This window comes from Aureimonas phyllosphaerae (genome assembly GCF_900113065.1).
Lineage (GTDB): Bacteria > Pseudomonadota > Alphaproteobacteria > Rhizobiales > Rhizobiaceae > Aureimonas > Aureimonas phyllosphaerae.
This window is the reverse complement of the sequence record NZ_FOOA01000017.1, coordinates 45,540-58,078: the sequence shown is the minus strand read 5'-3', so window position 1 is coordinate 58,078 and position 12,539 is coordinate 45,540. Positions and strand designations below refer to the sequence as shown.

Below are 12,539 nucleotides of genomic sequence, written 5' to 3'. Positions count from 1 at the left end.
GACGCCGCCGCGGAGCGCTCCGAACATCCAGGAGGTCCGGATCGGCGCAGACGTCCTCGAACTCGTCTCGAGTTCGATGTACGTCGAGCCGCTGACCGCCTACCGAGAGTATCTTCAGAACGCAGCCGACGCGATCGAAATGGCACGCGAGCGTGGTCTGTTGGCCGTAGATCAGGAGGGGCAGGTCGACATCGACATCGATCAGGCGGCGCGGACGGTCCGCATTCGCGACAACGGGACCGGCATACCGGCGGCCGAAGTACAAGCGCGACTCCTCGGTATCGGCGGTAGCGCGAAACGCGGGACCAGGGCTAGGGGGTTTCGAGGCGTCGGTCGTCTGGCGGCGCTCGGCTACGCTCAGACTCTGACGTTTCGTACGCGCGCGCAGGGAGAGGACTCGATCAGCGAGATCGTATGGGATGCGCGTCGCATAAGAAGTGCGATGCAGGACCCATCCGCTCATGACCTCGCGAGCATCGTGGCGGCGGTCGTCGACGTGCGGGTCCTGGACGTCGAAGGGTTTCCCGACCGCTTCTTCGAGGTCGAGATCGGCAGGATCGCAAGGCAGCGGGGCGATCGCCTACTCGACGTCGAGACCGTATCGGCCTTCCTGTCGCAGGTCGCTCCGGTTCCCTTCTGTCCTTCCTTTCGTCACGCCGAGGAGATCGCCTCCCGGCTGCGCGCAGGTGGAGGTATCGAGGAGTTGAAGGTTCGAATCGACGGGGGAGACCCACTCACGCGTCCGTACCGCGACAGGATTCCGCTGGGTGCCGGTAATGGAACCATCGAGGACCTGCAGATCGTCGAGCTGCCCGGTCTGGATGGTGGCCTCGGCGCCATCGGTTGGTTTGCGCACCACGACTACCAGGGGGCGATCCCGACGGGAGCGTTGGTCAAGGGCGTTCGCGTGCGCATGGGAAACGTCCAGATCGGGGACCACACCGTACTACAGGGGATCTTTCCCGAGGAGCGGTTCAATTCATGGACAGTCGGCGAGGTCCATGTCTTCGACCGTCGTATCGTGCCGAACGGTCGTCGAGACGACTTCGAGGCGAACGCTCACTACGCCAACATCGTGAATCAGTTGTCGCCCATCGGCCGGGAAGTCGCTCGCAGATGCCGGACGAGCTCGAACCGTCGCACGAGACTTCGCGAATTCGAGCTGGCGGCGCGCGAAGTATGCGAACGGCTCGATCTGGCCACGCAGGGCGGTCTGGACGAAGCGCGTCGAGCGCGTGAGTTGGCGGCGGCGAGGGGAGGTATCGTCCGCATGCGGAGGGCCATCGCTACGGACGTTCTGCATGCCGCCGACCGCGAGCGTATGAATGAGACACTCGAGGAGGTCGATGGGCGTCTATCCGGCGTTCGCGGGATGGAGGCCGACGATCCCTTCCAGCATCTCGGCGAAACCAAGCGGGATACTTATCGGGAGATCATCGGGCTGATCTACGACTGCTCGACCAATCATGCGTCCGCCAAGGCGCTCGTCGACCGGATCGTCCGGCGTATCTCCGGATAGGCGGACGACCCTTCTTCGCTCTGCGCGGGGAGCATGGCGACCCTATTCTCCGACTGCAGGGTCGCCATACCGAACGCGCTTGCCCGAGTGGCCTTCGTGGAAACGCCGGTTTCATGGATCGGTCGGCGAAGTCGTACGCATACCCGTCGAGCGGCATTTCGCTGATGCTCGTCCCTGTCGGACGCCATCCAGACCGACCTGCGTCCGCGGTACGAGGCGGCGTTGGAGATGCGCGCGGAGCGTGTCCGAACGAACCGATGCGTAAGCTTCTTAACGAACGCCGCGCTATCGGTAGATGCGCGGCATCGCCGGTTTGGTACCGCCTCCGGCGTGCCGGGCCATCGGCGAGAGGTCGCCGTCGAATCTTGTCGGGGAAGGCCAGGTCGAAGGATGCGCTCATCACAGGTCGGACGCAGACCGCCTCAGATCGACCGGTCACGCGTCGCACCGATCTGGAGCGGGCCGCTGGTCGGACGCAAGCCCGAACCGGTCGAAGCCTACCTGAAGCGAATTGCTGATCTGACGACGGACGAGCGGACGCACTTCTATCTCGACGCCTCGTTCCTCATGTGGATGGCGAAAGTGGGGAAGGAGGCGCGGGACGAATTCTTCGGCTGGCAGGCTCACGTAGGCTCGTCGCGCTTCCATGTGCCGCTCTGGGCCGCACACGAGTTCCACAAGCATCGAATCAAGGGGACGGTATCGACCGAATTGAAGAGTGAGATCCGTGCGTTCGACGTCGCGGCCGGAAACGTCTACGAGAAGCTTCGCGTGTACCGTTCCGACCAAATGTTCGGTTTCAAGGGTAGCGGATCGATGTTTCTCGATGAGTTTCGTCGCACCGTGCAGCCTCTTCGTTCCATGTTGAAACTGGTTGAGCGATCGACGCACGTAGAAGCCTCCGTCCAAGACGTGGCGGACTACGTCGACGCGCGGCTGTTGTCCGGTCCATTGCACGAGGTGATCGCCGATATCGACCATGACGAGATCGTCCGGAACCGTGGCTCTCTACCTCCGGGCTTCAAGGATGCGCACAAGAGAACGAGCCGAGGAAACGGCGGCGGATCGGAGCAGACGGGCGGCGACGACAACAGCTTCGGCGACCTCGCGTTCTGGCGAGAGGTGCTTCGACATGCCGGACGATTGGAGGCGGCGGCGACCGTCATCCTGACGGCGGACCGAAAGAACGACTGGTTCGAGAACCACCATGGCCATGCGGGTCTCCCACCGGATGTCCACAAGCGGTTGGGAAGACCTAAACCCATTCCGGCACCCCACCCGCTGCTCACGCGCGAGGCGTTCGACAGGGGAGCGGGCTGTTTGGTCCTCCTCGACCCCATGTACTGTGCCGTCGTCGTCGAGCGAAGTGGCCGGGCGGCCGACAACCTCGCGTCCGCCGCCTTGGACATCAATCTTCCGGAATCGGAGAAGAAGCAGAAGGCCGTGCTAGGTTGGGCGAGGCGTTTCGGCGCCGAGGCGCGCCTGCTGGGCGAGGTCTCCGAATTCGCTCCCTCGCCCGATGAGGACGACACCGCCGCGGCGGAATACGAGGAGTTCGATCCAGCCCTCCTCGACATCGACCTACTGAAGGCGGCTGCGGTTCCCGGGGAGCCGGCAGCGAGCGTCGTCGCCGGGTTGGCGACGGGCGATGCCGCTACCCGCACAGCAATGCTGGTAGGCTTGGATCTCGAACGTCTCGAAAGCTGGGATCCTGCCGCGCTGGTCGCGCTCGGACGAGCGACGTTCGATGCGGCGGAGAGAGGGGATGCCGCTGCCCTCGGTTTTGTTTCGCGATTGCGCGACGATGCGCCGGCTCTGCCACCGGCGGTTCGGGATCCGCTCTACTTCGGCGCCCTGAGCGCTCTCTACCTAGACGACCGATTGGACATGCGGACACCCTCGGGATCGGCATTGGGCCTCATGCTGCTCGGGTTGGCGACCACGCCCGAGGGGCGTGCTCCCGCGACCGCGCTCGGCGACCTGCTGAACGACGGACGTCTGCTCCATAGACCCGGCGACGTCGGTATGCTGGAGATCGAGGTGCTCGCGAAACCATCGGCGGACAACAAGGCGCCGGCTGACCTGCAAGCGATCAAGATGAACGGACGCGATCTGATCACCACGTTGCAGGTGGATGAGAAACTGCGTTTCGCGAGGCTGCTGGGTGAGCCGGGGGGGATCGTGAAAGCTTCCGTCGGGTCCCTTCTCGAGATCGTGGCCCGCTTCCACCTACTACCGCTTCGTCTAATCAAAACAGAGACGAATCTGGACGTCGTCGTGGCGGTACCCGAATTCGCCGGCATCGAACTCGATAGATGAGTGGAGTTGGAATGACCCGACCCGTCCGAACCAGACAGCGCAGGAAGGGCAGGCCGGTCCCGTCACCGCTGATCGGCTCGTTCCTGCTGGAGTCGATCACTACCGGCATGTACGGCGAGCGAAGGAACGCCATCCGAGAGTACGTACAGAACAGCTTCGACGGCATACAGCAGGCTATTGCCTCGAAGGTTCTTCGGGCAGGAGCAGGTAGGGTTAGTCTCACGATCTCGTCCGACCGTAAGGACCTGATCATCCTCGACAACGGGATGGGACTACCGCACCGGATCGCCGTCAACACGTTGACCGCCGTGGGTGCATCGCGGAAGGAACGGGCGAGGCAGGCGGGTTTCCGAGGTATCGGGCGGCTTGCGGGCATCGCCTTTGCAACGACGCTTCGGTTCAGGACGAAGGCTGCAGGTGACGAACTGGAGACCGTCGTCGAATTCGACTGCGAAGCCCTGCGTCGCGGTATGCTGGACGCGGGACGTAAGCCTGCAGCGGATCTGATCACCGACTGTACGACCTTCGAGCAGAACCCGACGTCTCAACCGGCGGACCACTACTTCGAGGTGTCGCTACTCGGCATGCGCAACGCACCCGCCGAGGCAACGGACCCGCTCCAGCTCGGAACCTTCCTGTCCCAAGTCGCTCCGGTCGACTTCCACCCCGACTTCATGGCCTTTCGCGAACGGATCCTGCGAGAAGCCGACGAGGCCGAGACCCCCTTCGTCGAGGAGTCGTACGATCCCGTCGATCTGCTCGATGGCGGGGATGACCTGGAGCCGAAGGCGGATTGGTCGGTACTTCAGGACGACGCGCAAACCATGCTCGAACGCGTGCCGATGCCTCACGTCGGAATCGTGGTCCGGAGCGGTGATCCCGTCACGGAACACGTGATCCATAAGCCATACCGATCCAGGCTCGGCGTCAATGATACGGACGACGTCCCGCTGGACGACGTGAGCGTTCATGCTGGTCGGACCGGTGCCTGGTGGGGATGGATCGGTCACAAGTCCAAACCCGGAGAATACCAGGACGAGGCCGTTGGAGGCATTCGATTCCGTTTGAGGAACATCCAGATCGACGGAAGCGACCTGATCGCCTCTGTGCCGACGACGAATCAGGTGCGCGACCCTTTCGCGAGGTGGTCACGCTGGTTCATGGGCGAGATCCATGTCGACCCGCGTGCCGTGGTGCCCAACGCCCGAAGGGACAACTTCGAGGAGGATCCACGTTGGCTCGCGATCCGAGAAGAGGTCAGCGCGATATGCGAGGAGCTCACGGCGGAGGCGCGTCGAGTATCAAGGGAGTACAGAACTTCGATCGAAGTCATCGACCAGAAAGCCACGAAACTCCGTGAAGACTACCTGGCGGTAGTCACCGCAAAAAATTCAGTGCGAATAAAGCGCGGAAAATCCTCACCGACGGAGATAAACTGCATAAGGACATCGAAAAGGCTTCGAATGGCGCCCCATCTGCCGAGCAGCTTCGGCTGAAATCGCATGCGAAAGAAATCTCGCAGATACGCGTCAGCCTGTTGGAAAAGCCGAAGACTTCTGAGTACGAGCAATTTCGCATGTCCATACGCAGGGAGTTTCTTGAGTATACTCTTGCGGTTCTGAACGATTATCTGGATATAGAAGACTATGAAGAGGTCAAGACAGTGCTCGAGAAGGAGCTGCGTTGAGAAGGCGGTAGCGACGTCCAATCCGGAGTGTTCCAGGTCCGGCGTGTCGACGGAGCTGAGCTACGCTCGGAAACGACACGACGACGAATGTACCGGTCAGCCAGTGGTGCGTCATCACTTGCGCCTGCGCATCTGGTCTACTCGAGCGAATGCTGCCTTAATTTTTCGAATCGATCCAGCAACGGGCTGTCGAAGGTGCCGCCGCGCCTTACCATCGTGACGAACTATGCTTCATCGGCTCGGTCCATCCGTTCGAGGCCGGTGACGATGGGAGCGCCGTCGCGAGCGTAGACGGTGGAGTTCAACCATATCAGTTCCCGCTCCGCGTCATTCCGAGCCAGGACGATCGTCCAGCCTCTAGTCCTTCCCGGAGAGCCGGGACACCATCTATAGCCGCGCGACTTCAGCTGGTCGCGCCAGTCGAAGGTCGGTCCGACGGCTACGATCTGCACCTTCTGCTCGCTCGCCTGCCTCAGCAGCTGGCGGAACGGCTTTCGCTCGGACCGCGACCAGCGATCCGCAGCCAGTGCCTCTACGAGCGCATCGCAGTCGGCCATCGCCCGATGCGCATCGTGAAACATCCCGACGCGGGCGAGAACCGACGACAGCTTCGAGCTCTCGGCACCAAACGACTTCCAGTCGATGTCCCGTACCGAACATGCCCAGCGGCGCTTGGCCAGATTCGGCAGGAGCCTGCGGCAGAAGCCGAGGTCGAAGGCCGCGTTGTGTGCGATCACGAGGTCCGCACGCTCGGCGAAGGCCTCGGCGCCCGCCACGTCGATCCGCTGCCCTGCCAGCCGATCCGAATCGAGGCCTGTGATGAGGCGCACCTCATCCGACAAGGGAATGGTCGGCTCCTGCAGGCCTTCGAACCTCTCAACCACGTCGCGGATGCCGTCGTCGTCGTAGGTGACGGCGATCATCGCGAGTTCGACGATCTCGTCCGTTTCTGGGTCCAGTCCGGTCGTCTCGGTGTCGAGGACGATGGCGGTCCTACGAATGCCGTCCGTCGGGCGATCGTCCGGTCCGAGGTCGGGGCGAGGCTGTAGGCGTCGCAGGATGCGATAGAGGCCAGTGGCCTCGAGCTCGCGAGCCTGGTTCTCGAGGCGCGGGCCGTGCAGACGGCGTCCGGCCTGGGATGCGGCGAGACGAGAGGGAAGTACGGCGTCGAAGGACGCATGCTTGCGATCGTTCATAGCTTCAGCTCGTCTTCGTCTCGGTTGTTCGGGGACGGTGGTGTCGTGGAGACCTCGAAGGCATGACGCTCGGCGAATGCCTTGAGGGCACGGCTGCCCAAGACGCGGTGAGTCATCGCCTCGCGAGCGAGCTCGACGATCTTCTCGCGGTGCCGCAGGACAAGGAATCGTGCCTCCGCGTCGATCCGTCGAAGCTGCAGTTCGACGAACTGTCCATCTGCCGCATCGGTGGTCGCGAGGGAGGTGCCCAAGCCCGACGATCCATCGAGGGTAGCGAGATAGCGCGTCGCTATGGCCAGATCGGAGTCCCCGCCACCTCCCGCTCCGGCGGACGGTTCTCCGAGGATGAGAGCCTCGCCGGCCCGTCCCGCAAGGATCGGTATCAGCACACGGCGGAAGTCATCGACCGTCCTCGCTTCCCAACGAGGCTGGAATACCACCTTGCCACCCATGTCCTCGCTCGCGACGATCGAGAGGGAGAGCGGAAGCTGGCCGGTCGCCATGGCGACGACAGCGTGCGAGGCCTCATGGACGGCTACTCTCCACACGATGGGGGCGGGACGCGTCTCGGCCGGCAGCGCGACGGCAGCGAGATCGGCGGACGTAACCGATCTTCCGGCGCGTCTGGCGACGCTCCTCGCCTCGCGCGCCATCCGCGAGGCGTCGGCCCCGGAGACGGTTCCCGCCAGCGAGGTCGATATTGGTTCGATCTCCTCGCGCGCGACCGTTGGACCGAGCTGCGCCGCGAGGATGCCGCGAAGGGCATGCTCGTCGGGCAACCCGATCCGGAATACGCGATCCAAGCGGCCGGAGCGTACGAGAGCTGGATCCAGCCCATCGGGCGAATTGCAGGCGGCGACGATCAGGATCCCGTCCTTGCGGCCGACACCGTCGAGCAATTCGAGCAGGCAGTTCACGACCGCGTTCCAGTAGTCGGAGTGGGAATGGCCCGAACTGCGTCTGGGCAGGCTGTCGATCTCGTCGATGAAGACCATCGCAGGGACGTTCTCCGCGGCCTCCTGGAATATCGCCCTCATCTTCTTCGTCACGTCGCCGAGGTGCCCCGTACCCGTCGCCTGCCACTCGGCGAAGGACGTCGCCCTGAAGTAGCAGCCGATATGTGCGGCCAAGGACTCGGCGAACATGGACTTTCCCGTTCCGGGTGGGCCGGTCAACAGTGCGCCCCCATGCACCTCGGACCATGGAAGGTCGCCCGCCCCGTACGCCGCCATGTCGTTTGCGGCGCACAGGCCCCAATCCTTCGCCGCTCCGTAGCCCACGATGCTCTCGAACGGTACGATCGTCCGCGCCGTCGGTCCGATCGCCTTCCGTTCCGATGATCCGAACCCGTCGGAGCCGGTGAGCGTCGCTATTGCCACCTCTGCGTCGGACGACCGTTCGACGACGAGATCGATCCAATGGGGATCCAGCGACCGCGGTGCATGATCCTCGGGCCACTCACCGTACCAACTCGGGAAGCGGCGACGCAGGACCGTCGTCATGTCGCATGCCTCCATAGGGCTCACGGTGTGGAGGAAGTCCGCGATAGCCAGGATCGGCTGGGGAATGGCCGAGATCGGCTTCTCCGTGCAGAGGGCGACGGAGCATTCGTGAAGGTGTCGCGTGATGGACCGGATCGGAAGGTCCTCACGGTTCGTACTCTCGGCCAGGATCATGTTCCTGTGATGCCGGCCGTCGCCCTTTCCGTGGTTCCGAAGGAACGATTCAACGGCGTCCCGAGCGGATGGCAACCAAGTGGGGTCGTGGACCACGAGCACGACGAAGGCCGTCTGCTCTCCCGCGAGACGCGCCCTTGCTACCTGCGAGGCCTCCGATAATCTCTCGAAGACGTGACGCGCACATGGACGGAGGCGGTCGACCGCGCTGCCGCCGTCCCTCGCAGGGACTTCGTCGAACTGGAACTCGGACAGATAGTCGATCATGTCGTACTCCGCTGTCGGCACCGAACTGGTAGATGGTTTGGTTTCCATGAGGACCGCATGCTCAATCCGCGGGTGCGTCTCGGATCAGTCCGGTCCTGCGGGCGAAGTCGTCGAGTTCGTTTCGGTCCAGCGAGAGCCGCTCCAGGAGCATCGCGGTCAGTTCCGCGACCTCCGCGATCCGTCCGGATATCAGAGTGATCGCGTCCGCGTGGGCGTAGGCGGATTCCACCTCCACCTGGTCCCTTTCGATGTCCGGGAAGGCGCGGCCGTCGATCTCGGAGCGGCAGCGAGTTCCCGTCCTCGTCGTCCAATTGGATCCCGTCATGAGTTCCTCCGCAGCACGTCCCGCCCAGAGACGGAACAGTTCCCCTTGGTCGACGATGGCGCTGGTCGCCGGATCGTGCCCATCGGGATCGCCGGCCTCCCTGCTCAGGGATATTGAGCCCAGTACCGTCGCCAACTCGGGTATCGAACCATCGAGCAGGAGCGGGACCAGGCGCCCGGCGACGTTCGCCGCGATACGCAGACGCTCCGAGGCCGGGCGATCGTCGCGGCGCGAGACGTGGAGTAGGTCCTCGGGCCGAACCGGTCTATCGAACGCGCGAGCCCGTCGCCGGATGTCCCTCGCCATATGTGCGACCGTGGCGAAGGTGGCCCGGTTCTGAAGGTGTCTGATCGAGCGCATGACGAATTCGGCCGGCAGGACACCCAGTTCGTCCGAAAGCGCTCGAGCCAGGTCGCGTGCGCTCGGATACCCCACGATGACGGTCCGACCCAGTCGGCTCGGATGATGAAGCGCCGCACGGACCGTCGATGCCGACGGCACGACCGTCGCGACGGGAAAGCCCGCCGGGGGCTTCGTCGCCTCGAGAACCTCGAACAGGATCTCCGCGAAGGGCGAACCGCTACCGCTTTGCGGATCGCGTTCGTCGGCGCGGTGTCGCGGGAGCTCGACGACGATGAACGTCGGCTGTCTCAGGAACGCCATCGACAGTCTCGTGCGCAGGCGTGCCATACCGTCCAAGTACGGAAGGTCCGGATCCGGGAAATCCAGTTGCCCGAAACGCAGGACCGGCAGTCCCGACCCCGCCGCGACCCGCTCCACCAGATCGAGCGCTCCAGCGCCGTTCCCGTCGTCGAGGACGATCCTGGCTTCGACGTCGCGCCAGGCCAAGCGGCCGTCCAGGTAGTTTCGCATGTCCTCGCGAAACCGGCGCGCCCAACCGCCCGCTGCGCCGAATCCATCGGGAACGTCCGTCGTCGGAGGCGCCGATGAATATTCGTCGTCGCGAGGCGGGACGAGGTGCTTCCGGATCCGGGCCGCGAGGACGGGATCGCCGACCGCCGGAAGTGCCGGCGACGTGTAGAAGGTACGGATCATCGATCGTCGCTCCGGTTCGCGATCCGGCGTTCGAGCCAGGGTGCGAGCAGTTCGCACGCGGGATCCCCACGGACCGCATGACGTCGCAGTGCGGTGACGATGCCGGCGAGGAGCGCCGGGTCCGCATCGTTTCGAAGTCCGGCCCTGACGGCCGCGCCGACGAGGACCGGGAGGTCGAGTTCGATCACGCTGGAATGCGCGCAGGACTCCCCGACCGAGCGAGTCGCGCTCGGCGGCATACGGATCTTGGACATGGTGAATTCCCGTTGATCGCCGTTTGGCGGTAGGACGCGTGCGTCTTCCGGACGTCGATGGTACCGAGGCCTAGAGCCTGCGCAGGATGATCTCGGGATCGATGACGTCGCCGTCGTATTCGGCGTCGATGACGCCGCGATTCATCAGGACGATGATCTGTCCGTACGGGTGCGCATGATCGTTCCCCACGACGAGGAGCGCCTCGTCGAGCGCTATGGCCGCACCGGGAATCGGGATGAGTTCGAGGAGGTCGCGCTGCGCGCGACTGAAGGCCCGAAAGGGAAATTCGTCCGACACGACGTCGGCGTCCGGGTGGATCGGGCTATCGGTCTGGAAGTCGGCGAGGGACAGGGTGTCCATGACTCGATTCTCCGGGTGCTGGAGTTGCGAGAGCCAGGGAATGCTCGGCCGCGAGCATCCCTTGGCTTGCTCTTACGGTCCTTGAACAGCGAGTCCTCGGCTAAGTTGCCTCGAAAAATGATGCACGGTGTATTATTTTCTGCATGGTTAAGGAGCCGTGCGACGACATGGAGGCGAGCCTAGCCGACCAAGGGACGATCGATGCACCGAGCATGGGATCATCTGAGAGTAATTCGTGAAAGACCCGCGACGTCCGTAATTGCGGCATCGTGCGCTTGTGGAGGCATGACTTTCAAATCCAACGCGGATGTCCGTACCGACGACACACGTCGAACGGCGAATGACGCCACGTGATGAACTAGGGGGATCATGGTGTATTTTTATAGATCAGGCTGAACGAGCGGAGGAATGATGGCGGCCCGATTTCGGATCGGCCGCTCCTCACCTGCACTTGCGAAGCCTGCACCGAGACCCGTGCGTCCGGTTGCCACGTTGGGACCATCGCGAGACGCGAAACGCCTCAGCGATCCGGGCTGCTACCTTCGAGACTGTAGGAAACGGAGTTGACGGTGGAAAACCAATTCAGCATGCTTCATTGATTGATACATGGTGTATCATATACCGAATTTCCTGATGAGGTATATGCATGTCGCACGTTGATCAACCCGAGCTTCTGGACGGTCCCCTATGTCGAGCCGCTAGAGCGTTGCTCGGGTTGTCTCAGAACGAATTGTGCTCCATTGCCGGCTGTGGGCGCAAGCTGTTGAACGACTTCGAAAATGGCCTGGTGCATCCGAAGCGCTCCAAGATTGCGGCCATTCGCGCAGCCCTTGAGGAGGGAGGTGCGGTCTTCGTCCGCATCAACGATACGCTTATGGTCGGACCCGCCGGTGGATCGGGCGTGGCTAGGTCCGCCCGTGCACGACGGTTCGCCGAGGATAGACTTGGCGAACCCGATTGAACTCTGCAGACGAGGAACGGGGGGCGGGCATTCCCGCGTTCGTATCGAGGCTTAGGTGGCTCGCCGAAATCCCGTTCCAGTAACGTTCGGCTACGAGATCGTCGTCGATCCGGTATGAGGTGGCCTCCGGGCTTCGGTCGTTCGAGCGGAGGCAAGACGGTGCGCGCCGACGGCTTGTCGGAAGCCGTCGGCGCGCCGCCCCGAGCAGCGGTCTTGCCTCTTGGCATCTTCGCGGGGCAGCGCCCCAGCGAAGAACTGGTAGTCTTCCCATCCGCGCCTCGGGCTCAGAAGCGGTAGCGCAACGAGCCTATCACCTGACGGCCCTGTTCGCGATAGAAGCAGCCGTTGTTGCAGAGGGCATCGCGCTTGTCGAACAGGTTGTTGACGTTCACCTGAGCACGCACCCCTTCGAGCCTCTGGTCCGCCGCGCCGAAGTCGTAGGAGGCGGACGCGTCGATCAGGATGCGCGCGCCGTTCTCGGGCTGCGTGTTGGCGCCGTTGCCCTCGGTGGCGCCGAGGAAGCGGGCGCCGAGCCCGAACCCGAGCCCGTCGAGCGGACCCGACACGGCCTCGTAGTTCCCCCACAGTGAGAACTGGTGGCGCGGAATGCCGGTCACGAGGTTGCCCTCGTTGTCGCCCTCGAGGAACGTCAGATCGAGATAGGTGTAGGAGGCGACCAGGCTGAGGCCATCGACGATCGAGGCGGTGGCCTGGATCTCGAAGCCCTCCGACTCCATCTCGCCGGACTGCACCTGGAAGTTGACGTTTGTCGCGTCTGACGTGACCCCCTGAATTTCAGCCACGGATGGCTAGGGTCAGGCCCCAGCTATCGCTATCGCAAGCACTACGAGAAGATCGACGCGAACGGCGCGGACCGGGGAAGCCCGATCACGGAGATCACCATCGACGTGAAGGCTG

General features: G+C 63.5%; 10 protein-coding genes. 4 read left to right on the top strand and 6 right to left on the bottom strand.

The window, feature by feature from the left end:
* Nucleotides 1-76: 76 nt before the first annotated feature.
* The 3 genes from BM175_RS17470 (at nt 77) to BM175_RS17460 (ending at nt 5,334) form a co-directional block, all read left to right on the top strand.
* The gene (locus tag BM175_RS17470) at nt 77-1,519 is read left to right on the top strand and encodes an ATP-binding protein (RefSeq protein WP_175526896.1); all 1,443 of its coding nucleotides are present in this window, start codon (nt 77-79) and stop codon (nt 1,517-1,519) included.
* A 390-nt stretch (nt 1,520-1,909) separates the two neighbouring features.
* Nucleotides 1,910-3,838 carry a PIN-like domain-containing protein gene (locus tag BM175_RS17465; RefSeq protein ID WP_090965300.1) on the top strand — a complete coding sequence of 643 codons (1,929 nt, stop codon included), beginning with the start codon at nt 1,910-1,912 and terminating at the stop codon, nt 3,836-3,838.
* 11 nt (nt 3,839-3,849) lie between these two features.
* Entirely contained in the window at nt 3,850-5,334 is a 1,485-nt protein-coding gene (locus tag BM175_RS17460) for an ATP-binding protein (RefSeq protein ID WP_175526895.1), read from the top strand.
* Between the two features lie 415 nt (nt 5,335-5,749).
* Here the strand turns inward: BM175_RS17460 and BM175_RS17455 are convergent, their stop codons facing one another.
* The 5 genes from BM175_RS17455 to BM175_RS17435 all read right to left on the bottom strand — a co-directional run bounded on the left by BM175_RS17455 (nt 5,750) and on the right by BM175_RS17435 (nt 10,660).
* Complete coding sequence (locus BM175_RS17455; RefSeq protein ID WP_090965296.1) at nt 5,750-6,721, bottom strand: 3'-5' exonuclease; 972 nt, start codon at nt 6,719-6,721, stop codon at nt 5,750-5,752.
* Nucleotides 6,718-8,664, bottom strand: a complete 1,947-nt coding sequence (locus tag BM175_RS17450; protein ID WP_175526894.1) for an AAA family ATPase — start codon at nt 8,662-8,664, stop codon at nt 6,718-6,720. The genes BM175_RS17455 and BM175_RS17450 overlap by 4 nt, the downstream gene beginning before the upstream one ends.
* A 61-nt stretch (nt 8,665-8,725) precedes the next feature.
* Nucleotides 8,726-10,045, bottom strand: coding sequence for a hypothetical protein (locus BM175_RS17445; RefSeq protein WP_090965292.1), 1,320 nt, complete (start codon nt 10,043-10,045; stop codon nt 8,726-8,728).
* Nucleotides 10,042-10,299 carry a hypothetical protein gene (locus tag BM175_RS17440; RefSeq protein WP_090965290.1) on the bottom strand — a complete coding sequence of 86 codons (258 nt, stop codon included), beginning with the start codon at nt 10,297-10,299 and terminating at the stop codon, nt 10,042-10,044. Before BM175_RS17440 ends, BM175_RS17445 begins: the two co-directional genes overlap by 4 nt.
* Nucleotides 10,300-10,369: 70 nt before the next feature.
* Nucleotides 10,370-10,660 carry a hypothetical protein gene (locus BM175_RS17435; protein ID WP_090965288.1) on the bottom strand — a complete coding sequence of 97 codons (291 nt, stop codon included), beginning with the start codon at nt 10,658-10,660 and terminating at the stop codon, nt 10,370-10,372.
* 646 nt (nt 10,661-11,306) lie between these two features.
* Between BM175_RS17435 and BM175_RS23330 the strand changes: the two genes are divergently transcribed.
* Complete coding sequence (locus BM175_RS23330; RefSeq protein ID WP_342029294.1) at nt 11,307-11,621, top strand: helix-turn-helix domain-containing protein; 315 nt, start codon at nt 11,307-11,309, stop codon at nt 11,619-11,621.
* Between the two features lie 284 nt (nt 11,622-11,905).
* Here the strand turns inward: BM175_RS23330 and BM175_RS17425 are convergent, their stop codons facing one another.
* Nucleotides 11,906-12,424 (bottom strand): TonB-dependent receptor domain-containing protein, encoded by a 519-nt coding sequence (locus BM175_RS17425; protein ID WP_139224680.1) that lies wholly within the window; start codon nt 12,422-12,424, stop codon nt 11,906-11,908.
* Nucleotides 12,425-12,539: the final 115 nt, after the last annotated feature.